Origin of the sequence: Arenibacter algicola (assembly GCF_000733925.1) — a bacterium.
Taxonomy (GTDB): Bacteria; Bacteroidota; Bacteroidia; order Flavobacteriales; family Flavobacteriaceae; genus Arenibacter; species Arenibacter algicola.
Window position 1 is genome coordinate 563,931 of the sequence record NZ_JPOO01000001.1, and the last position, 24,049, is coordinate 587,979.

Annotated in this window: 10 protein-coding genes and 1 tRNA gene; 3 read left to right on the forward strand and 8 right to left on the reverse strand. The window is 41.1% G+C overall.

Going from position 1 to position 24,049, the window contains the following annotated elements; genetic code table 11:
* Window positions 1-1,773 carry a MutS-related protein gene (locus U735_RS0102355; protein ID WP_031442293.1) on the forward strand — a complete coding sequence of 591 codons (1,773 nt, stop codon included), beginning with the start codon at window positions 1-3 and terminating at the stop codon, window positions 1,771-1,773.
* An 86-nt stretch (window positions 1,774-1,859) separates the two neighbouring features.
* Window positions 1,860-2,861, forward strand: coding sequence for a metal-dependent hydrolase (locus U735_RS0102360; protein ID WP_031442294.1), 1,002 nt, complete (start codon window positions 1,860-1,862; stop codon window positions 2,859-2,861).
* Between the two features lie 121 nt (window positions 2,862-2,982).
* On the opposite strand, the gene U735_RS0102365 is transcribed toward U735_RS0102360, so the two are convergent.
* The 4 genes from U735_RS0102365 to U735_RS0102405 all read right to left on the reverse strand — a co-directional run bounded on the left by U735_RS0102365 (window position 2,983) and on the right by U735_RS0102405 (window position 10,790).
* On the reverse strand, window positions 2,983-4,083 hold the full coding sequence (locus tag U735_RS0102365; RefSeq protein WP_031442295.1) for a DUF4407 domain-containing protein: 1,101 nt from the start codon (window positions 4,081-4,083) through the stop codon (window positions 2,983-2,985).
* A gap of 1,462 nt (window positions 4,084-5,545) precedes the next feature.
* Window positions 5,546-8,266 (reverse strand): M56 family metallopeptidase, encoded by a 2,721-nt coding sequence (locus U735_RS24860; RefSeq protein WP_083260609.1) that lies wholly within the window; start codon window positions 8,264-8,266, stop codon window positions 5,546-5,548.
* A 2-nt stretch (window positions 8,267-8,268) separates the two neighbouring features.
* Window positions 8,269-8,634, reverse strand: coding sequence for a BlaI/MecI/CopY family transcriptional regulator (locus U735_RS0102390; RefSeq protein WP_031442299.1), 366 nt, complete (start codon window positions 8,632-8,634; stop codon window positions 8,269-8,271).
* A 767-nt stretch (window positions 8,635-9,401) separates the two neighbouring features.
* Complete coding sequence (locus U735_RS0102405) at window positions 9,402-10,790, reverse strand: dipeptidase (RefSeq protein WP_031442301.1); 1,389 nt, start codon at window positions 10,788-10,790, stop codon at window positions 9,402-9,404.
* 483 nt (window positions 10,791-11,273) lie between these two features.
* Between U735_RS0102405 and U735_RS0102410 the strand changes: the two genes are divergently transcribed.
* A tRNA-Leu gene (locus U735_RS0102410) sits at window positions 11,274-11,355 on the forward strand.
* A 451-nt stretch (window positions 11,356-11,806) separates the two neighbouring features.
* Here the strand turns inward: U735_RS0102410 and U735_RS0102415 are convergent.
* The 4 genes from U735_RS0102415 to U735_RS0102435 form a co-directional block, all read right to left on the reverse strand.
* Window positions 11,807-12,694: a PorP/SprF family type IX secretion system membrane protein gene (locus U735_RS0102415; protein ID WP_031442302.1), complete on the reverse strand. Its 888-nt coding sequence runs from the start codon at window positions 12,692-12,694 to the stop codon at window positions 11,807-11,809.
* Window positions 12,695-12,725: 31 nt separating this feature from the next.
* On the reverse strand, window positions 12,726-19,040 hold the full coding sequence (locus U735_RS25880) for a BspA family leucine-rich repeat surface protein (protein ID WP_232233152.1): 6,315 nt from the start codon (window positions 19,038-19,040) through the stop codon (window positions 12,726-12,728).
* A 285-nt stretch (window positions 19,041-19,325) separates the two neighbouring features.
* Complete coding sequence (locus tag U735_RS0102425; RefSeq protein ID WP_157364992.1) at window positions 19,326-20,480, reverse strand: helix-turn-helix domain-containing protein; 1,155 nt, start codon at window positions 20,478-20,480, stop codon at window positions 19,326-19,328.
* Window positions 20,481-22,363: 1,883 nt separating this feature from the next.
* Window positions 22,364-23,590 (reverse strand): site-specific integrase, encoded by a 1,227-nt coding sequence (locus tag U735_RS0102435; RefSeq protein WP_031442305.1) that lies wholly within the window; start codon window positions 23,588-23,590, stop codon window positions 22,364-22,366.
* Between the last annotated feature and the right edge of the window lie 459 nt (window positions 23,591-24,049).

A 24,049-nucleotide genomic window follows, 5' to 3' on the forward strand; every position in this document is an offset into this window, starting at 1 on the left:
ATGGATAACCTAATCGCATTTTATAAACATAGAGTAGAACTCCATGCCGGAGTACTTGGACAGGTAAAAAGACAACTGGCCATTTCCAGTACTATCAGATTGATCGTTTTTGTTCTCGCAGCCAGTTTTATCTACCTTTTTTTTGGGGATACTAAATTGGTCCTAGGAACGATTATAGTGGCTATAGGCCTATTTCTGTATCTGGTTTCCAAACATACCGACTTACAATACAAGAGGGACAAACTTTTGGCCCTTATTAAAATTAATGAAACGGAAATAAAGGTGTTGGTGCGTAATTTTCATCACCTTCCCGATGGTTCGGAGTATAAGGATCCCAATCATTTTTTTGCCCAGGACATTGACCTGTTCGGAAAAGGTTCCTATTATCAGTATAGCAATCGTACCGCCTTGGTCCAAGGTAGTGATATGCTGGTGGAAATGCTATTGGCGAACGATTTGGAGAATATTGCGGGCAAGCAAAAGGCCGTGGAAGAATTATCCAAATTACCCGATTGGAGACAGGAATTTTCTGCAATAGCTACCCTGGTAAAAACGGATACTACAACCAAAACCATAGTTTCATGGCTTGCTGGTTACAAAGCATACGTTCCCAAATCCATGCGTTATGTATCCTATACTTTTTCTTTGGTTTCCCTTATTTTGATTGGAGGATACTTGTTGGGGACATTACCAGGTTTCCCTATTTTTATTATTCTTTTGGCCGGTTTGTTATTGAGTGGTTTTTTTCTAAAAAGCACTTCTAAACTGGCTTCGGATGCCAACAGGGTTCAAAGCACCTTTCAGCAGTATCAAAAATTGATCTTAAAAATAGAGGAACAGGAATTTGCCTCCGATCTTTTAAAGGAAAAGAAGAATTCTGTGGTTTCCCAGAAAGAGCTGGCCTCAAAGGTTTTAAAGGAATTCTCGGAAATTCTAGGTGCGCTGGACCAAAGGAACAATATGTTTTTTGCCTTGTTGGGGAACGGATTTTTTCTTTGGGATTTGTTACAGGCCTACAGGATAGAACGGTGGATAGGTAAACACGGGCCAAAGGTGGAGAAGTGGTTTAATGCCATAGCCTTTTTTGACGCTTTTAATAGTCTTGGGAATTTTTCCCATAACCACCCGGCCTATAATTACCCCCGTTTGGTAGATAATGGGGTAATACTAAAATCGGTCAATGCGTCCCATCCTTTATTGGATCCTAAAAAAGCGGTGCCCAATGATATAACCATCCTTAAGGAGCAATTTTTTATTGTCACCGGAGCCAATATGGCTGGGAAAAGTACCTTTTTAAGAACGGTATCCCTGCAAATTGTCATGGCCAATGTGGGCTTGCCCCTATGCGCTTCGGCGGCCGAGTATTCTCCGATCAAGTTAATAACCAGTATGCGCACTACGGACTCACTTACGGACGATGAGTCTTATTTTTTCTCCGAACTGAAAAGGTTGAAGTTTATAGTGGATGAAATACAAAAGGACAAGTATTTTATTGTTTTGGATGAAATCCTCAAAGGGACCAACAGTTTGGACAAAGCCATAGGTTCACGTAAGTTTGTTGAAAAATTGGTGGCTTCAAAGTCTACCGGGATTATTGCCACCCATGATTTAAGTTTATGTGAAGTTTCGGAAGAATTGCCCCAGGTTAAGAACTATTATTTTGACGCCGAAATTATTAACAATGAACTTAATTTCGATTACACTTTTAAAACCGGGGTTTGTAAAAATATGAATGCCTCCTTCTTGTTAAAAAAGATGGAAATAGTGGAATAATCGCAATAGTCCGGGTCGGGAATTGTAAATTTTTGGTACCCTCTGGAGAAATGAGGGCTTGGCCTTTTTTTGAATAAATAATAAGGATGGATTCGCTAACGCAGATAGTATTGGGTGCCGCAGTGGGAGAGGCGGTTTTAGGTAAGAAAGTGGGCAACAAGGCCATGTTCTATGGGGCTATTGCCGGCACCATTCCGGATTTGGATGTTTTGGCCAATTATGTTGCCGATACGGTCACTGCTATAGAGTGGCATAGGGGGTTTACCCACTCTATCTTCTTTTCCATAATTTTTGCCCCTATCTTCGGTTGGCTGATTTTTAAATTGGAACGCAAGGGACCTGCCACATGGAAGGAATGGTCTTTATTGATGTTCTGCGGACTTTTCACCCATCCCATTTTGGATGCCTTTACCACATGGGGGACCCAACTTTTTTGGCCCTTTGATCTACGGATAGCTTTTCAGAACATCTTCGTTATCGATCCCTTGTACACCCTGCCATTTTTGCTGTTTCTTATTCTTGCTATGCGCCAAAAGCGCGATTTGGCGCTGCGGTGGCGCTATAATATGTATGGGTTGAGCATCAGCAGTTTATATTTGGGACTTAGCTTGGTACTCAAAGGAGTTGCCCATAAAAAGATTACCGATAGTTTGGACGCACAGGGAATAGCTTATACAGAAATAGACACTAGGCCTTCTCCGTTTAATACTGTTCTATGGTCTGCCAATGTTGATGCCGGCGACGCTTACCTCATTGGTAATTACTCTTTTTTCGATAATAAGCCCGTTCAGTTTAGTCGCTATCCAAAAAACCACGAATTACTGGGTGATTTGGCCCAAAGTGATAAGGTTCAACGGCTGAAAAAAATTACTGAAGGTTGGTATACCATAAATGAGGTAAACGGACAGTTATTTTTTAATGACCTGCGATTCGGGTTGATGAGTTTGGACCCGGATGAATCCCAATTTGCCTTTAATTATAAGTTGATTCCCAAGGATGGGGAGCTGTCGGTAGAAGAAAGCCCAAAATTAAAGAGGGATGCCAAAAAACTCCTTTTGGCCCTATGGGTAAGAATGTGGGGGAATTAGCTAGGAATTGCCCTAGGCCTCAGATATTACTGGTAAAGGGTTTCGACAGCGCTCAATTGGACAGCCGGGATAATTGGGTTTTTTAATTGACTAATAACCTATCAAAATGTTCTTATTTAATCTATAGACTTTTCACTTGGCCTTCATGAAATGCATTGGCCTGTAGCCTTAACAATTCCTCGGCCTTTTGTTTTTTGTATTTGTAGATTTCCTCTTCCTCGGCAATTTCACTGTAGATCTTATTGTTTAGAAGGGTGTCTGTTTCCAGCACTTTTTCACGTTGGCCAACCTTTTGTGTCACCCATGTCCTAACGGCACTTTCTTGGTCTTCCAGCTTATAATCGTAGGCACCTTTTGGGGATAGTAGCTTTGCTATTATTGGTGATGTCTCAATGGCCAGGAACAAAAGAAAAATAAAAAATGAGGGCAACCAGGGCAATTTATCCAAGGCATTTATACGAGCCATGAGTCCGTCGAAACCGTCAATTATCGGTTGGGTATTGGTAACTTGATCTACATATTCCAGATCCAAGGCCGCAATCTGTGCCTCTAAGGTTGAAATTCTTTCGGCGTTCGTTTGTTTTAGGGACTGTAATTCGGCCAGGGCAGCATCGTGTTTGTCCCTTTTTTCCTTGTATACTGGCCCTTTGCCCAATAATTTGGTGCCTGCAGTACCTTCTGCCTCGGAGATGTAGGTATCGTAAAGCGCGTTGGTTTCGACTTCTTTAGTCGCTATTTCATTTTTTAGACCCAAAATATCAGCCTTCAGTTGTTCCGTTTTTGGGGTGTATTGTGTGGCAATTTGCTCTTTGTTGGCAAGTGTCATAGTGTTTTTCTCCTCCAAAAGCACTTGGTTGATTTCCTTTTCAAAAATTTTCATTTCCAAAGGTTTGGAAATAACAATTGCGATAATGACGGCCAATATTATTCGCGGTGTAGCTTGTAGTAATTCGCTCTTAAAACTATCGCTCTTTTTTATAGTGGAGACTATAAATCGATCCAGATTAAATATGAGAAGCCCCCAAATAAGGCCGAAGAAAATGGAGGAATATATATTGTCGAATACTGTATAGAGGGCATAGGCACTGGCTATAAATGCCATGACGGCGGTAAAGAAAACTGTGGCGCCTATTCCGGCGTATTTGTTTTGTTCTCCCTTGGAGCAAGTTTTGAGAATATCGGTATCTGCCCCGGAGCAGAGCATAAAAAAGTGCTGTAACATAGTGTTCTGATTTTGATTGATGTTCCTATAGACTGTTAGAACGTAGAAACCTATGATTTGTTACAGAAAATTATCATAAATATGGGGTGTAATCATAAAGCTTTTCAATATTGATGCTTAGTGGATGTGCCTATTCAGATAAATTCCAGATGGGTGGCCATTCGTATCAAATCCCTAAAGGTTTCTAAAACCTTGTAGGTATAGTGTAGGGCATAGTTATTTGTTTGGAATCCCCGGTAAGGCTGGTTCTAATCCTGTAAGGTTTTGGAAACCTTGTAGGTATGGTGCTAGAACATGGTTGTTTGTCTGGAATTCCTGGTAAGGCTTGCTTCTAATCCTGCAAGGTCTATTTTGACCTTGTAGGTATAAAGTTTATGCTGTTTGTCTGCTATATTGCCCATCCGGTTTCGTTGTGGTTCTAATCCTGCAAGGTTTTTTTGAACCTTGTAGGTATTGAGAAAGCACATGATGATTTATATTGTTGGTTAGGTTCGGGTGTAAGTCCTACAAGGTTTTGGAAACCTTGCAGGACTAACTCATGATATGTAGCGGAAGGGGGCAGCGTATGTCTTTCGGATAAGGTGAGGTGGCCTTAGGGCAATTCCAATTGGTACAGTTTTTCCACCCGCCCCGTCTTCTTTCCCAACTCGCTGTCGGTAAAGAATCCACCCCTCCCTGTCCAGGGTGGGGAGCCATTGTATTGAAAAAACTCGGCATCATCGTTAATTAATATTGCGTTGGCTGTTCCTGGGCATTTTTTTGCTTTTTTGTCACCTGTCCCTGATCCTGCAAGGTTTTGGAAACCTTGTAGGTATGGTGCTAGAACATGGTTGTTTGTCTGGAATTCGTGGTAAGGCTTGCTTCTAATCCTGCAAGGTCTTTTTTAACCTTGTAGGTATAGTGTGAGTGCATGATGTTATGTTTGGAATTCCTGGCTAGGTTGGTTCTAATCCTGCAAGGTTTTTTTGAACCTTGTAGGTATTGAGAAAGCACATGATGATTTATCTTGTTGGTTAGGTTGGGGTGTAAGTCCTACAAGGTTTTGGAAACCTTGCAGGACTAACTCATGATATGTAGGGGATGGCGGAAGGGGGCAGCGTATGTCTTTCGGATAAGGTGATGTGGCTTTAGCGCAATTCCAATTGGTACGGTCTTTCCAACCGCCCCGTCTTCTTTCCCAACTCGCTGTCGGTAAAGAATCCACCCCTCCCTGTCCAGGGTGGGGAGCCATTGTATTGAAAAAACTCGGCATCATCGTTAATTAATATTGCGTTGGCTGTTCCTGGGCATTTTTTTGCTTTTTTGTCACCTGTCCCTGATCCTGCAAGGTTTTGGAAACCTTGTAGGTATAGTGTGAGTGCATGATGTTATGTTTGGAATTCCCGGCTAGGTTGGGGTGTAAGTCCTACAAGGTTTTGGAAACCTTGCAGGACTGCTTTAAGTTTTGTTTGGAATGTGAACATCAACAACCACCCAGTTTTACGATAGGGAAATCACTTACATTAATATTTGGATCTTTACTCTTTTGGACCAATTCGATTGCTTCAATCGTTTTGTATTTATGGGGGCCAAGATAAAAGGTCGCTCCCTTTTCGGCTAATTCCTTTAAATATTTCACAGGATTCGGATGTGGCTGAGGTGGAGGCTCAGGTAAATTGTACAATTTTCCATAATATACCGAAGGCTCTTTATTAAGTTCTTGTTTTTGATTGTCACTACTTTTTAAAATTGGCGATGGAGTAATTTCTTCATCCACTTTTAGTGGAGAATTTGGTTCTCCAAATTCCCCTTTCGGGTCATTATATAATGGGACTGGATGCACATAATGATTTTCCTTATATGCCAATTTTTTATATGCATTGTATAATTGCATTACTTCAACATAGTTTTTTTTCAATTCATCGAGACTACCCTTGTGCTCGTTGTGGTAACTGGAGACTGCCGTCCTATAGCTTTTTGCTTTTCTCAAATAGTTGTAAATAGCATTTTTCAACTCTTTGGAATAATTTTCAGTATTGACATGGGTTGCAATAGTTGGAGGAGGGGGCGGTAAATCGGAAGTAACCACCGTGTCAACCTTAGTGTAATTGATTTTCTTGCCTTCTGATTCGGTAGATTTTAATGAAAGGTATACAATAGGTTGATTTACCTCAGGATATTTAGTAATCATACTGATGTTCCTATTTTTTCCTCTTTTAACCAACTCCCAAGCTTCCTCACTTGTAATTTTTTTTTCTTCAAGATAAAATATTGCATTTTTGCTCTGCATATAACTAATATGAATAAAGGGATTGGCATGATGCGATGGGCCGGACACGGATTTTTCTGTAACTAACACTTTTTGTGGTGTGCCGGAGGCTTTTGTGTCTTTGGCAGGAAAAGTGCTGCCTACATACGGTGATATATTACTGCTTTCATCTTTTGAGTCTTTTGAAGAAGGTAATCCAGAATCCTCCTTGGCCTTGGGTGGGGTGGGTTTCATAAGGTCTTCTTTTACGGCTAGTTCCACATAACTATTATATAAAACCATAGTTTCTTCGTACAAAGTTTGAAGATTGGCTAAGGTTCCCTCCCCTTTTTTTGTAAAGGCTTCAGTTGCTTTGCCGTAGGTATTGGCCTTTTTATCGAATTTTTCAAAAGACTCCAGTAGGGCCTTTGAATGCTTTTCTGCATTGGGAACGGCGTAAGGTGGGGGTGGTGGAGGAATAGTTTGATTTGGCTTTATAGTGCGTTCAGGAGCTTTTGGAGTCTGTGGAACTGTTGGACACTCAGGAAAGGGCTCTGCCTGCTCTTTTTGATCATTGGTCATGCTGCCATAAATATTCTCCAAGGTCTTTAAGTCTTTTAGGGGAATAACCCTTGATTCTTGGGGTTGTGCGTTATATTTTTTGGCTAGGGTGTTATATTCCTGCAGTTTGGATTTGGTGGCCCCAACTTGATTTGGGGATGGTGTGGGCCCTTTAATGTCAATGGTGGCTACCCCGTAGTCCATTAAAATAGCGTCCACTTGTTTTATAATATTGTTCGGAGTTTCTTTCTCAACACTAATAACGGCCCTTACGCTTTGCTCTCTTTGTTCTTTGGTAAGGCCTTGGTTGTATTTAAGGAGGTGTGATTTTAAGTCTTCAATTTTAACCAAATCAACATTGACCAACAACTGTCCTTTTTTGTTTATAGCTATGGAAATTTCCTGTGTTGGAATATTTTGATTTCTTGAATCATTTATTTTTTCCTGTTCAATATCCTCTACTATTACTTCTTGTGGATAGTGCTCCTTAATCGTAACCTTCTCAATTTTCCGAATTTCTAGAATTTCTTTGGTGCTAAAACTGTAAAGTAACAATGACATTAAAGGTATCAGCAATAAACTTCTAAGCCAAATGGCTTTTTTTGAGGTTTGTGTTTTCATGATGACGATTCGTTTTTTGATTGATGAATAATGAATGGCATTTGCCAAAGGTGGTGTTACGGCATTCCGATAGCTATCGGAAGATGAGAATGCCAATACCATTTTTTGGTAATTGGGAACACTTGCTCCTCTTTTTAAAACAGCCTGATCGGCCAAAAATTCATGGTTCAGTTTTGCCAAATGTTTTGCCCAATAGATCAATGGGTGAAACCAGAAGACAATTTGAATCAGCTCCAACAATAAGATATCCAAGCTGTGTTTTTGTCTGGCATGGGTTTCCTCGTGCCAAAAAACTTCTTGCGGAATTTTATGGGCTTCGTAATTCTTTTTGTTGAAAAAAATATAGCTAAAAAAGGTGTGCGGAGCAATTAGTTCTTGAAGCAACACGTGATGGATACGTCCCGATTTTAATTTGGGATTGCTCTTGATATTTTTGATTAATGACCTGAGGTTTCCTAAAAACTTGAGTGCGAAAATGAATGCCCCTAAAGCGTAAATACCCCATAAAATAATGGGTAACATTGGGGTAGTGTTGTTTTTGTTTTCTATGGAATAACTACTGGATTGATCAATGTACGTTGGAAGCAGGGTAGGCTCTATTGTTACGGTAACATATTGGGTAAAAGTGATTAAGGGAATGCTTAGGGAAATGATAAAAGCGGATAGTAGGTAATATCTTTTAAAATGATGAATATGGACCTTCTCCAGAACCAACTTGTAGAAGAGGAGGAGGAGTGCCAAACACGCGCTAAATTTTAAGAGATAGATCCACATGACTACTTGTTTTTTATTTCGGTATCTATCAAGTTTCTTAATTCTTCCAGTTCTTCCTTGCTCAAATCGGTTTCTTGGGCAAAGAAGGAAGCAAACTGTGAGGCGCTATCATTGAAAAAGGTTTTAATGAGTCCGTCCAAGTGCTTGGAGAAATAATCTTTTTTCTTGACCAAAGGATAATACTCCCGTGACTTACCGAATAAAGTATAACCCACAAAACCTTTGTCCGTCATCCGTTTTAACAAGGTGGCCACGGTAGTGGTGGCGGGTTTGGGTTCGGGATAGACTTCCAGCAGATCCTTCATGAAAGCTTTGTTCAGCTTCCAGAGGTGGTTCATTAATTCTTCTTCTGTTTTTGATAGTTTCATTTGTGAAAATGATTAAAGTGCTCTACAAACATAGAGCAAATATTTTAATTCTACAAATGTAGAGGTTATTTATTTGTGGGTAGATATGGGAAGCTATTGGTTTTTCAGGTTATGGAACGCAGGAATAAGGGGTTTTGCAGCTGTGCACATTAGTTTGTTTACTGACCATAGATTAACAAGCTGTGTAAATAGACCCCATTGCTGATTGCTGTTTGATCATTGTAAATTGATTTTGCGTTAGCTATTGCAGCGGCATCCTTTTTTGGCCCTTGTCCTGCAAGGTTTCCAAAACCTTGTAGGACTACAACCCAAACTGATGGGGAAAGGAAAGGGGATAGGCGTGCACTAAGACCTGCAAGGTTCAAAATAAACCTTGCAGGACTCCTTGTGATGGATATAACATGAAGCTCCTTCCCCATGCAGGGGAAGGTGGCATCCAGACTTTTTTGTCGGGATGGCGGAAGGGGTAGTCTGCACCTTCGGCTTTTGAGGTGAATTAATAGGTGCTAAGCTTGATGGGTGCAGACATTCCACCCGCCCCTTCTTCTTTCCCGACTCGCTGTCGGTAAAGAATCCACCCCTCCCTTTCCGGGGTGGGGAGCATTATATTGCCAAAACAGGGCATCAACCTTGGTTGAATTTGCGTTAGCTTTTGCAGCGGCATCCTTTTTTGGCCCGACTCCTGCAGGATTGGTGGATAGGGGCCAAAAAAGATACAGCGGAAAGAGCGGCCCGCAAGGGAAACGCCCAGAAAGGAAGAATCTAGTTTATTCCGATAGTTCTGCAAAGTATTGATAGAAATATGGAATGGTCTCTATGCCCTTTAGGTAGTTCCACACGCCAAAATGCTCGTTGGGAGAATGTATGGCATCGCTGTCCAGACCAAAGCCCATAAGGATAGTCTTGCTCTTCAATTCCTTTTCGAAAAGCGAAACAATGGGGATGCTGCCTCCGCTACGCTGAGGTATGGGGGTCTTGCCAAAGGTGGTTTCGTATGCTTTTGAAGCGGCTTTATAGGCATTATTATCTATGGGGGTTACATATCCTTGGCCACCGTGATGGGGGGTAACTTTGACCGTAACTCCGTCTGGTGCCAAACTTTCAAAGTGAGTTTTAAACAGTTCCGTTATTTCTTTCCAATCCTGATGGGGCACCAGGCGCATGGAGATTTTGGCATAGGCCTTACTGGCGATAACCGTTTTTGCGCCAGCACCAATATATCCGCCCCATATTCCGTTAACGTCCAAAGTTGGTCTAATGGAGTTGCGCTCGTTGGTGGTATAGCCCTTTTCCCCATAAACAGCCTTTATGTCCAAAGCTTTTTTGTAGTTCTCCAAGCTAAAAGGTGCCTTGGCCATTTCGGCACGTTCTTCCGTGGAGAGTTCTTCTACCTTGTCATAGAACCCAGGAATGGTAATGTGGTTGTTTTCGTCATGTAGTGCGGCAATCATTTTGGTCAACACATTGATAGGGTTGGCCACAGCACCACCGTACAGGCCTGAATGTAGGTCCCTATTGGGCCCCGTTACCTCTACTTCCACATAGCTAAGTCCGCGTAAGCCTGTGGTTATTGAAGGTACATTGTTGCCGATCATGCCCGTATCCGAGATCAAGATGATGTCGTTGGCCAACTTTTCTTTGTTTTCGGCCACAAAGGTTCCTAAATTCTCGCTGCCTACTTCCTCTTCACCTTCTATCATAAATTTTACGTTACAGGGCAATTGGTTGGTTTTTACCATGAATTCCAAAGCCTTTACGTGCATGTACATTTGTCCCTTATCATCGCAGGCGCCCCTAGCGAAGATGGCACCTTCGGGGTGGATATCGGTGGTTTTTATAACGGGCTCGAAAGGTGGGGAGTTCCAAAGGTCAATGGGGTCTGCCGGCTGTACATCATAATGGCCATATACCAATATGGTTGGCAATTCCAGGTTTATTATTTTTTCTCCGTAGACTATAGGGTATCCGTTGGTTTCGCATATTTCTGCGGTATCGCAACCGGCCTCCAAAAGTGAAGTCTTTACGGCTTCGGAAGCATTGATGACGTCCTGTGAATACGCTGGGTCGGCACTTACCGATGGTATCTTTAAGAGTTGTATCAATTCGTTAATAAAACGTTCCTTGTTTTTGACTAGGTACTCCGAAATGTCTTGCATGTTTTGGTTTAATTGAAGGCTAAATTTACAAAAAAGAACTTTTTATTGACTAAGTATTTTAAAATTGAAAAATTACTTTATATTTGCATCCCGATAATAATCGGGTTGAATGCAGGCGTGGTGGAATTGGTAGACCCGCCCGAACGTACCGCTCGGTACGGGCGGGCACGCTAGAAAGTCTAGCGTGATAAAGGGTTTACATTAAAGTTAGGTTTGTAATTTTATTGAAGTTTATGCAGGCGTGGTGGAATTGGTAGACCCGCCCGAACGTACCGCTCGGTACGGGCGGGCACGCTAGAAAGTCTAGGGTGATAGAGGGTTTACATTAAAGTTAGGTTTGTAATTTTATTGAAGTTTATGCAGGCGTGGTGGAATTGGTAGACCCGCCCGAACGTACCGCTCGGTACGGGCGGGCACGCTAGAAAGTCTAGCGTGATAAAGGGTTTACATTAAAGTTAGGTTTGTAATTTTATTGAAGTTTATGCAGGCGTGGTGGAATTGGTAGACACGCTAGACTTAGGATCTAGTGCCGCAAGGTGTGAGAGTTCGAGTCTCTCCGCCTGTACAACAAGGGAAAGCCGACTTTTAGGAGTCGGCTTTTTTATTTTTGGGTAACACATAGGTAACACAAAATAGTTTTTTTTGGATAGTAATTTTAAATGATATTATTTGATATCATTTGAGGCCAAACAATGTCATTTCTGGTATAAATTAGATAATTCAATAAATTTTATTTTCAAATTTTGAGCTTGGACCTTGCTTTTTTCTTACAGATTACATTAAATGATAATAAATTACCAAATATGTAATTTCCATTTTTAAATAATTCATTGAGGGGTCCATCCTACCCGTTTATAAGCTTCTTAAATAGAACTACATTAAGCTGAAATAGCATCATAATAGAGTTTTGTTTTAATAATATATGCGCTCAATTAATAAAGAGACTGTTTAAGGAAAGTTAAACGGTCTCTTTCTATATATAAATTAACTTTTGTTAAAGAAATCACTCTTTCTATTTAAAACACAAACTTCATGAACAGCTCATTGGTATTCTTGGCACTGGCCAGTTCGCTCCTGGTACTCACCTCATAGGCGAAGCCCAGGGTGAGTCGCTTTTGTATGCTTAGGTTTACCAGTCCGGCAAAGGCCGAATCGCTCCTATAGCTGGCCCCCAGTTCAAAATCGTTGTTAAAGGAGAGCATGGCATTAAAATCTACGGACAGTGGTGCCCCGCTCACCTGCCTCATCATGGCCGAAGGTTTTAGCATTAGGTTGCCGTTGTTGCCAAGCGGCAGATCATAGCCCACTGTGGCATAAAGGTGTGGTTTGGCCACAGTGGCCGTAGCCGTACCGTTACTGTTCTCTGCCCTGTCCGTGCTCAGCATTCTGGGCATGGCCAAGGAAAGAAACAGTGCTTCCCTTTTAAAAAGTATCCCCGCCCCAATATTGGGGTTAAAATCGGAGATGGAGGATATGCTGGGGTCCGACTGAATATTATAGGTTTCCAGCCCTGCCGTGTTCACCGAATAGGTATTGCCGCCTGCCTTGAGCCCTAGGTAGAGTTCCGACTTCTCGGACAACTGAAGCTTGTAGGAGTAGTCGATACCGATGAAGGTCTGGCTCTCTATAAAGGTCTTGTCGTTCATTACGGACACCCCAAGCCCCATCTTCTCGCCCAAACGCGTACCAAAGGAGACCACCATGGTCCTTGGCGCCTCTTCCACTCCCGTCCATTGCTGGCGGAAGCTGGAAGTAATGGCCGTCTCCCCCCCTGGGGAGACATAGGCCGGGTTATAAGCGTTCATATGGTAGCGGTAATTGGTCAACAGCCCTTCCTGTTGTGCACTTAGCGCCCCAAAGATGAGAAAGAGGGCTATGGATACTATGTTCTTTATATTCTGCATTGTATTTTATTGTATTTCTTATCTATTGTGATTATTGTTTGGCCAAAAACAGCCATCCGTTCATATCTACGTTACCGTCCCCTTCAAGGTCTATTTCGTAGTAGTAGGAACCTCCATCTGGCAGTCTACTGCTCAGGTCCTTGTAATGTCCGTCCCAGTCGTTCTGGTAGTTCCTGGCAGAGAACACTTCTGCTCCCCATCTGTTGAATACCCGCACAAAGGAGTTGGGATAGTTTTCTATGTTATAGATGGTCCAAGTATCGTTTACCCCATCGCCATTGGGCGTAAAGGCCTGGGACACCTTTAGGGAGTCCTTGTCACCATTTCCGTCACCGGAACCATCACCATCACTACCGTCGTCACCCTCTTTTTGACTATCGGAACAGCCATTGGCGTCGGCCGTTTCCCCGGCAGGGGTATTGGGACAAGTATCATTATCATCGGTTACACCATCATTATCACTGTCTTTCTGACTATTGGCACAACCGTTGGCATCCACGGCCTCATCTTCAGGGGAAATCGGACATAGGTCTTCTGCATCGCTTACCCCGTCAAAGTCACTGTCCTTCTGACTGTCGGAGCAGCCTTCGGCATCCACAGCTTCCCTAGCAGGGGTATTGGGACAAAGGTCTTCATCGTTGACAACCCCATCGCCATCTGCATCCTTTTGGCTGTCCGAACATCCATTGGCGTCGGCCGTTTCCCCGGCAGGGGTATTGGGGCAAGTATCCTTATCATCGGTTACACCATCATTATCACTGTCTTTCTGACTATTGGAACAACCGTTGGCATCCACGGCCTCGTCTTCAGGAGAATCCGGACATAGGTCATCAGCATCTCTTACCCCATCATTGTCACTGTCCTTTTGACTCTCTGAGCAGCCTTCGGCATCCACAGCTTCTCCAGCAGGGGTGTTGGAGCAAAGATCTACATCGTCTGTAATGCCATCGTTGTCATCATCACTGTCACATACATCTCCTTCTCCGTCCATATCCGTGTCTAACTGATCCCCGTTGGGTACGGTAGCACAATTATCGATAGCATCAATCACCCCGTCACCATCCGTATCAGTATCATCATCGTTAAGTGTAACTACTATTGTGTGGAACAAACCGTCAAAAGTATCGTCAGAACTATCATTAGCTACACGAATGGAAATGGTAGTAGCATCGTCACGAACCATATCGTCGTTTACCCCAGTAACGGTCACCGTCTGGGCCGTATCCCAATTGGAGGGGGTAAAGTTAAGGATGGTCTTATCCACTATAGCCTCCGTCGTTGCAGCACTCGTCATATAGAGTACTACATCGGAATCTGGGGCTACAGCCAAGACTACAGCAAAGTTGCCCGTACCTCCATTCTCGTCCAGGGTGATCGCTGTTGTACTTACCGTTAATTTTTGACCCACTGAGCATCCGCTAGGATTTACTGCATCTCCCACTGGGGTATCATCGCAGACATCATCTTTATCAGCGATCCCGTCATTATCACTATCTGGACAGTCTCCTCCCGCATCCGTAATTCTCCAACTAAAGTTACTGGCGATTTTTTGGCGGGCAGCGTCCCCATCGCAATAGGTGCTGTTACCGGCACCAAAAATCACATTGTATTGTAAAGTCAGCACACTCCAGCCGTTCAACAGTTTGTCATAGTTCTCCATAGACAGTCCGGCGTCTGCAAACATATTCCTCATGGTGGTTACTTTGGACACATCCCAGAACCCAAGATTTTGATTAAAAGCAGCGACTTTATAAAACATGCCCTCCATATTGGTCACATTACTAACATCCCAATTCCCTATATCTTGATTAAAAGCATAGGCCCTATAGAACATTTCCCGCATATTGGTCACATTACTAACATCCCAATCCCCAATATCTTGATTAAAAGTAGAGGCTTCATAAAACATTCCTATCATATTCTCCACACTACTGACCTCCCAGACCCCAATATTTTGATTAAAAGCTAACGCTCTGATAAACATGCCAACCATATTGGTCACATTACGCACATCCCAGTTCCCAATATCTTGATTAAAAGCTAAGGCTCTGCTAAACATTTGCTGCATATTGGTCACATTACTAACATCCCAATTGCCAATATCTTGATTAAAGGCAGAGGCTTTTTCAAACATCCAACTCATATTAGTCACATTACTAACATCCCAATTGCCAATATCCTGATTAAAAACAGTTGCATCAAAGAACATCTCCGCCATATTGGTTACCTTGGACACATCCCAGCCCCCAATATTCTGGTTAAAAGAGCTGGCACCATAGAACATAGCCTTCATATCACGGACATTGGAGACGTCCCAACCAATAATGTCTCCGTTAAAGGTGGCTGCACCCCTGAACATAAAACTCATATCGGTTACCTGGGAAAGATCGGGGACATCTGTCGCATTAATAACCATATTAGAACAGTTGTAAAAGCTCCACCTCATGGATTCCCAGATTTGGCTACCCCATTGTTCTACCGAAAGCAGTTTTTTATTATCCTGGAAACTCTCCCAGGGAAAATAAAGATGTGGAAAATCGCCACTGATGCTTACGGTATAGATACCCTTTGAGCCATAGGTATGGGTGGCATTGCCTGTGTACACCGTATTATCCGTAGAGCCATCCCCCCAATCCACGGTATAGGCGAAGGTGCCGTCTCCTGTGGGTATTTCGATGCTATAGAAATCGGACTTGCCAGTCTTTCCCGTATGCCAGGTTGTGATAAAAGGCTTTTGGCACTCTTCCCCGGCATCGGTAATGGTCCAATTAAAGTCATCTATAATTTTCTGGCGGGCAGTGGCCCCATCGCAATAGGCAGTGCTCCCCACATTTAATTCCACCCCGTTCTTTAAGTTCAGGGCACTCCAACCGATTAACAGCTTGTCATAGTTTTCTTTGGAAAGTCCCGCTTCTTGAAACATACCATACATTGATACCACATTGGATACGTCCCAATCGCCAATATCCTGATTAAAGGCTGGTGCTTCATAGAACATATATGTCATATCGTACACCTTGGACACATCCCAGCCCCCAATATTCTGGTTAAAAGAGCTGGCCTGGTAGAACTGCGACTCCATTTCTTCCACCTTGGATACATCCCAGCCTCCAATGTCCTGATTAAAGGAGGTTGCTCCGTAAAACATTTCGGACATTTTGGTAACATTGGAGACATCCCAATCGCTTATAGCCTGGTTAAAGGAGCTTGCTTTGTTAAATATTGCACGCATGTCGGTAACCTTGGATACGTCCCAGCCGATAATATCCTGGTTAAAAGAGCTGGCCTGTAAAAACATTCCTCTCATACTGGTTACACTGGATACCACCCAGTTACCAATATCCTGGTTAAAAGATGTGGCGCTTTGGAACATATAGTTCATCGATGTTACATTGGATACGTCCCAACCCCCAATGTTCTGGTCAAAGGCATTGGCATTTGAGAACATATTGCTCATATTGGTTACATTGGATACATCCCAACTACTGATATCATGGTTAAAGGAAGCGGCTCCTTCAAAGATTCCCCTCATGTTTGTTACATTGGATACGTCCCAACCACTGATATCTTGGTTAAAGGCATTTGCAAATGAAAACATTAGGTTCATGCTGGTCACGTTTGACAGATCGGGTACATCAGTGGCATTGATGACCATATTGGCACATCCAAAAAATGCCTGACTAAAGGATTCCCAGACCTGCCCCCCCCATTGTTCTACATAAAGTAATTTTTGATTGTCCCCTCCAAAATCAAATTTAAGATGCGGAAAATCTCCGCTGATACTTACTGTATAGGTGCCCGGGCTGGCATAGGTATGGGTCGCCGGGCCCGTATATACCGTAGTGTCGGTGAAGCCATCGCCCCAGTCTACCGTATAGGCAAAGGTGCCGTCCCCGGTGGGGATTTCAATGCTGTTGGCATCGGTCTTTCCGGGGTTGTCGGTTTTCCAAGTGGTAATAAAAGGAGGTGGGCAGTCCTCTCCGGCATCGGTGATGCTCCATCCAAAGTCATCTATAATTTTTTGACGCGCCACATCACCATCGCAATAGGTACTGTTGCCGGCATCAAAAGCCACTCCGTTCTGTAAAGTCTGGGTACTCCAACCTTCTAACAATTTATCGTAGTTGTCCGTGGAAAGTCCGGCATCTTTGAACATCTCCGTCATAGCATAAACATTGGATACGTTCCAAGCACCAATGTTCTGGTCAAAGGAAGAAGCCCCTCTAAACGTATATTCCATATAGAACACCGAGGAGACATCCCAAACCCCAATATTTTGATTAAAGGAGGATGCACCATCGAACATATTGTTCATACTACGTACATTGCTCACATTCCAACCACTGATATCTTGGTTAAAAGAGGTTGCACCAGCGAACATATTATCCATTACGGTTGCCGTGGTCACAATCCACCCACCAATATCCTGGTTGAAAGCGGAAGCGCCATCGAACATAAACGACATATATTGTACATTGGATACGTCCCAGGCTCCAATATTTTGATTAAAGGAGGTGGCACCAGCGAACATATAAAGCATTTTGTTCACATTGCTTACATCCCATGCGCTGATATCCTGGTTAAAGGATGTTGCATTCTGGAACATCGATTGGGTCGTTGCCACTTGTGTCAAATCGGGTGCGTCAGTCGCATTGATTACCAAATTGGAACAATTGTAAAAAGTCTGTTCCATAGAGCCCCAGACCTGAGTACCCCATTGTTCTAAGGATAATAGTTTTTCATTGTCCCCGTCATCAACAAATTTAAGATGAGGAAAATCCCCGCTTATGCTCACCGTATAAGTTCCCGCTGTGGCATAGGTATGGGTGGCGTCGCCTGTGTAGACCGTAGTATCGGTGGAGCCATCTCCCCAGTCTACCGTATAGGCAAAGGTGCCGTCGCCGGTGGGGATTTCAATGCTGTTGGCATCCGTCTTACCGGGGTTGTCGGTTTTCCAAGTGGTAACAAAAGGACATTCTTCCCCTGCATCGGTGATGGTCCAGCCAAAGTCATCGATAATCTTTTGGCGGGCGGCAGCCCCATTACAGTAGGTACTGTTTCCAGCATTTAAGGAAACATTGCTCTGCAGGCTTAAATCGCTCCATCCATTTAGCAGATTATCATAATTGCTCGCAGACAGGCCTGAATCGTCAAACATATACCTCATGTCAGTCACCTTGGAAACATCCCAGGAACCGATATTTTGATTAAAAGATGTAGCACCTCTAAACATACTTATCATATCGGTTACCCCTCCCACATTCCAAGAACCGATGTTTTGATCAAAGCTTTTTGCATTCAAGAACATACCCTTCATGCTGGTTACATTCCCAACATTCCAATTACCTATTGCACCGTTAAATTGAGTAGCCCCAAGAAACATATCATCCATATTGGTTACATTGGACACATCCCAGTTCCCTATATCTTGATTAAAAGCAGAGGCATTATAAAACATATAATCCATCTTGGTAACATTGCTCACATTCCAATTACTAATATCCTGATCAAAGTCTTTAAGTCCTTTGAACATAAAGAACATGTTGGTGACATTTTTAACATCCCATAAACCAATGTCTTGATTGAAATTCGTTGCGTCATAGAATAAGTATGAGAAATCGGTTACACTTCCAACGTTCCATGAACCAATATCTTGATTAAAAGAGGCAGCTTCATAAAACATAAAGCTCATATTGGTAACCTTAGATACATCCCAACCTCCAATAGCTTGATTAAAAGAAGTAGCTTGATTAAACATGGATGACATGTTAGTTACATTACTCACATTCCACCCTCCAATATTTTGGTTAAATGCGGTGGCTTTATAAAACATGGATGACATATTAGTTACATTACTCACATTCCACCCTCCTATATTTTGGTTAAATGCAGTGGCTTCATAAAACATACCTGACATGTTAGTTACTCCTGTCAGATCTGGCACATCAGTCGCATTGATGATCATATTGGAACAATAGTAAAAAGTCTGTTGCATGGAGCCCCAAACCTGATCCCCCCATTGCTCCACGGACAATAATTTGCCGTTATCCTCTCCATATTCAAATTTAAGATGCGGAAAATCGCCACTAATGCTCACCGTATAAGTATCATCCGTGGCATAGGTATGAGTGGCGTCTCCAGTATATACTGTAGTATCGTTAGAGCCATCTCCCCAGTCTACGGTATAGGCAAAAGTGCCTTCGCCGGTGGGTATGGTAATTTGATAGTCGTTGGAAGCTCCCGGATTATCGGTTTTCCAGGTGGTGATAAATGGATTCTGTGCCATGATACTGCCAAAACCGAGGCAGCAGAAGACCAAGAGCATACACTTGAGGGTACTTTTCATAAGGTTTGATTGATTAGTAATTGGTTTTATTGATTTTTTCATACTTCGGGCTAGGTCAGCATGCAGCAAAACTATCACTGGGTCATAAGACAGGTCTATCTTTTAATTCAACCTACTCACATTTAAGTATATTCCTACATGTAGTGAGCCGAAGTCTGCAAAAAAACATTAAAAAGCTGGGTTTATTATTTCTAGAACAGGCATATTGGTGTCCAAATTAAATCTTGACACCAACTTTAAAGGCACATGAATAGAAGTATGAATAAGGTGTGGTACTCTAAAATACTAGCCGTTATCTTGGAGTATTGATGCATAATCACTTGGACTATGGTCTGTTGCGTCTTTAAAGACCCTGCTAAAGGAGCTCCTGCTGGCAAAACCACATTCCCAAGCCAGGGCATCGGTGGTATTATTCTCCAAAAAACCGTCTTCGATCAGTTTTTTGGCATGTTGCATACGTAAATTGTTCTTATAGGAAGTAAAATTAAGTCCATACTGCTGCTTAATGAAATAAGACAAATGATGTGCAGGCATTTCCATCTCACGTGCACAATTGGTAACATTAAAATCTTGTTGCAAATGCAATTTCTTTTGAACGAGAAGTTTCAGCTTTCTTTTTACCCCTGCTTCATCCAATCCATACTTATTATCGAGTTCTTGGTTGGAAATCGATTGTTTTGAATCCACAGTACCTTCGATTACTTGAGGATACCCATGTAAGATGGTAGGGAAATAGATGGGAATTACCCCTATGGAGAACATAATCAAATACAATATTACCGGTACCATAGATCCCCCTTCAAAAATGTTTATCGCCAGCATATTCTCTACGGCATAAAAAATGGCAAATACGGCAAATAGGGTTAAGCCAAACCAAAAAACCAATAACCATTTGTTCAAAATAACCTTTAACCCATCAGCAGTGCCTTCCTTGATAAAGTCCAATAACTTGGGCATCACAATCAATAAGGCGCCAAGCTGCCATACATGGCGCATTAGCATGTGCTGATCCAGATCAAGGAGCCAATAACTTACATGCAGCCTATTTTTGGGGTCGGTCAAGGCATTATGTAACATTTCTTGATAAACCGCATCTGGTTGCAGATATATAAATCCTGCGTCAATAACACTTAAAACAAAAGGAAGAAACAGTAGCAAGTATCTTTTTTTCCATTTAAATTCATCAGCCATAATAGTTTCAAAATAAAAATAAATGGGCACGGCAAACAGGTTATAAAGTATAAGCGGCCATAAAAAAAACCAACTACATAATGCCAAATGCCCTCCATCTATAATATAGGCCTGCAAGGCATAGACTGAAAGCAAAAAGTAAAAGCTCCCTAGAAAAATAGTGGCTTTGGGTTGGGTGGATTTTTTTAAAAACAACAAGGTGGTTAGAACAAAACCGAAAATGGAGGCAATCAATAAAATATTATACACAATGCAATCTTTAATTATTTTAGAAACTCAGGTTAAACACCAGTAACCTTTGTGTTTGGTAAAGCCTCTTCTTATATGACAATTACTCAATATTAAACCTAATGGTTCTATCTCAGCGCCTAGTACTAACCCTTTGAATATCCGTAACACTTCTTGAGTATACCTTGGTTCACTATTTTTTATTCTAATCTAAGCTAATTACGGTTACTGTAATTAAACTTAAAACTTGGGTCTAAGGCATAGAAAATTGAACCGATATCCCAATTGAATGCGGCAAAACAAATAAAATAATAACGTAAATACAAATTTAACTTCTTTTGGCAACAAGGTTCAGTTGAAACGCGCGGTATAAGATGTCCTTTCTAATTTAAATCCTGATATCCTGATGGCCTTACAATGTAAGTTGCGGCAATTGGAATATCTTTCTGATCTATTGCACTTTGAGGTAGTATGGATTGGGAAAGGTCTTCAATAAGTTGGTCGGTTAAAAGTTAACCCTCTTGAAGTAGATCCTGTACCTCGCCGATAATTTTCTTGGTTTTTGACCATTGAGTACAGTTTGTATTTCAAATTAAAGATTAATAATAATCCTACAAAATCAAAAACGGCTTAAGTCCGCTTTGGTTTTCGCTGGGGTCATTTTTTTTTTTTTTTTTTCAATAGCATATTTAGTATAACATTTTAAAAGATACCAAATAACTGTAAATGACAATAGATGGAATTAAAGTGTTGTGAATCAGGTGTTTATGCGTTTTTAAGGCTTCTGTAGGCTTAAATTTGGATGAGATGACCTCTACTATTCTCCAGCTGTAAAATACGCTAAAATCATGCGTAAAATTCAAAATAAGACCATGTTTAAGTATAATTTTTAAAATGAAATTAAACTTGGATGGTCAATGGGCGTTTTTGAGAAAAACGCCCCCCATTTATATAAGTTTTATTTTGTTTATTTATGTTTTAAATAGTTTATATATATGTACCACTACTTGTCCACTACTTGTCCACCGCTTGTCCAGTAGTTGTCCAGTAGTTGTCCCACTAGTTGTCCCAGATTTGGTTATGTTATTTGTGTGCTCATCAAAATCAAGCAAAAGATCTCAAATAAAATGATGGTTTTTTCAAATCATAAACCTATTCCAAGATTGAAAAAGCGATTCTTCGCTTCTCTTTCCCGATACCAAAGTTGTCCGATTTCGTCTTATTCGGATTGCATAATCGGGCTCGTGCCTCGCTCCTTTTATAAATCCTCCATAAGCCAAAATCGAGTTGGAGGGGTATCGAAAAAGTGAAAAATAAGTCGTGGAGGGCAGGGAAAAATATTATAGTTTTGTTTTTGATCTATTATAAATATAGGTATTTCTTTTGGGCGTTTACGTTTTGAAACGAACCTGGGTGAGTTTAAAATGTAAAGCAAGAGGGTAACACGCCAAGGCGGTGTTACGGTTCATAAAGTGCTTAATTTTATGGCTGTGTTGATAAACTTAAATTGAAAAGTCATGACATTTTTACGGTAAAAGTGCTCGGAAATCTCGTAATAATTGAAATTTTTATAGTAAATAAATTGGATAATATTACTTTCCAGAATTACGTGGTTGGGGAATTTATTAGGTTGGGAAAACCTAAAATGTTAAATGTAACACTTAGTTAGCGGTAAATAGGCAGGGAGCTCCTCCAAAACATTGTTTACTTGAGAATTTCATGATTTCCTTGATGAACTTGCTTATGTTGTGGGTATGTGGTTTTGAATATTTCAAATCAATTTCTTCCTGCGCCTTGGTTAATTGGTGCTAATATCAATTCAACTCTTAATTTTTCTTCTCAGAAAGGCCAAGAATAAGGGACAGGTATTGGTTTTTGTTATTCTAATTATGGCTTGTATCCAACTACTTTGAAAAATTAATTATAGCGTCCAATGCTTCGTCCGCATTTTTATGAATAAAATTCCCTTGGTAGCCAATAGTTGTACTGAGATGGGTATGCCTGTATAATTTTTGAAGCATTTGGGGCGAGACCTTGTCGCCTGCTATGTTTCCGAAACTATGTCGAGATATGTGATTGGTAATTTTTTTATCTATTTTAGCAAGTCCGGCAATCATTTTTAAATTGGTATTATGTCTTTTTATAGAAGATTTAATTCTTGTGTAGATAGTCTTGGAGTCCTTGTTTGGTAAATTTTTTAAATCAGGAAAAATGTAATCTGATTTAAGTCTTTTGTCAATTTTGTAGTAGTCAAGAATTTTTATCACCTGGTCAGGAAGTTTTAGTGAATCGGCTTTGTCATTTTTGCTCATTTTGTAATATAGTCGATCTCCATTAATGTCACTCCATTCCATTCTAAGGACGTCCGATATCCTTATTCCGGCAAGATAGAAGGAAAATAAGAATATGTTTCTAGTGTGCCATGTTGGAGTTCCCTCTTCTAAATCAAGTTCCTCAATTTTCCGAATCTCGTTTTCATCTAGACCTATTTTAATGGTCTGGGGGTATTTTATCTTTATTTTGTCTTTCCCGAAAGGGTAAAACTTTCTATCCACTATCTTTTTACTAATGGCAATGTTAAAAAGTAATCGTATCAAAACCAACACGTTCATTGCAGATCGTTCAGATATTCCGGCATTACTACGAAGGTAAATTTTCAATTTTTTAAGTAATTGTTCATCTATTTCCTCAAATGTCAGGTTTCTGTTTTTAACGAATTCCTTTATGGTGTTAATTTTGCTTCTATCGGAAATTGCTCTATTATGCTTATTGGCATTGATCAGATCCCCAATGTGCTCGTTAGCAAGTTCAAAAAACGATAATTTTCGGGTATCCTTTCGAATAGAATCTATTACACCTTTAGCTGTATAATTTTGTTTAGAAGCTTCCAAGTCAAATATGATATCTTCAATTTCATCGTATTTCTTTCTAATGAGCCTATTTAGCCGTTTGTACTTTGGATGTGAAGTTTTGACTTTTTCACCACTTTCATCCCAAAACTCCGGTTTTAGCTTTTGGCCTAGATGGTAATAACTGCGTTTTCGATTTACTGTAAGGCGCAGTGCTAAACGAAATTCTTTCTTTCCTTTTTTGTCGGTTTTAGTGTGTAAAACAGTTTTTAGAGTTGCCATGTTCCAAATAGTTTTTTATAAAGATAAACAAACTGGGTAACACATGGGTAACACATTTTGTGATATTATCTGGACACAATTCTAGATATAAAATATTATAAGGCACTTATAAACAATTATTTATGTTGTTTTGATATCTTTTGATATACTGAAAATTTAGGCTTAGGATCTAGTGCCGTGAGGTGTGAGAGTTCGAGTCTCTCCGCCTGTACAACAAGGGAAAGCCGACTTTTAGGAGTCGGCTTTTTTTGTTTTGGTAAAACAATGTTAAAACAAATTGAGGTTTTGTGGGATCAAGAACAATTGTTGTGTTTATGCAAATATCGTAGTTAGCCTAAATAGGAAGAATTCTGTGTTTTTGACTCCTCTGAATTGCACACCAAAAGCTTTTATGTTTGCATTGAACGATTCTGCCGATGCATTTGTGCTTCTGTTTATAAAAACTTAGGATATATCTAT

Coding starts and splice junctions, on each gene's coding strand:
- U735_RS0102355 (WP_031442293.1), top strand. CDS start 1: ATGGATAACCTAATCGCATTTTATAAACATAGAGTAGAACTCCATGCC.
- U735_RS0102360 (WP_031442294.1), top strand. CDS start 1,860: ATGGATTCGCTAACGCAGATAGTATTGGGTGCCGCAGTGGGAGAGGCG.
- U735_RS0102365 (WP_031442295.1), bottom strand. CDS start 4,083: ATGTTACAGCACTTTTTTATGCTCTGCTCCGGGGCAGATACCGATATT.
- U735_RS24860 (WP_083260609.1), bottom strand. CDS start 8,266: ATGTGGATCTATCTCTTAAAATTTAGCGCGTGTTTGGCACTCCTCCTC.
- U735_RS0102390 (WP_031442299.1), bottom strand. CDS start 8,634: ATGAAACTATCAAAAACAGAAGAAGAATTAATGAACCACCTCTGGAAG.
- U735_RS0102405 (WP_031442301.1), bottom strand. CDS start 10,790: ATGCAAGACATTTCGGAGTACCTAGTCAAAAACAAGGAACGTTTTATT.
- U735_RS0102415 (WP_031442302.1), bottom strand. CDS start 12,694: ATGCAGAATATAAAGAACATAGTATCCATAGCCCTCTTTCTCATCTTT.
- U735_RS25880 (WP_232233152.1), bottom strand. CDS start 19,040: ATGAAAAGTACCCTCAAGTGTATGCTCTTGGTCTTCTGCTGCCTCGGT.
- U735_RS0102435 (WP_031442305.1), bottom strand. CDS start 23,590: ATGGCAACTCTAAAAACTGTTTTACACACTAAAACCGACAAAAAAGGA.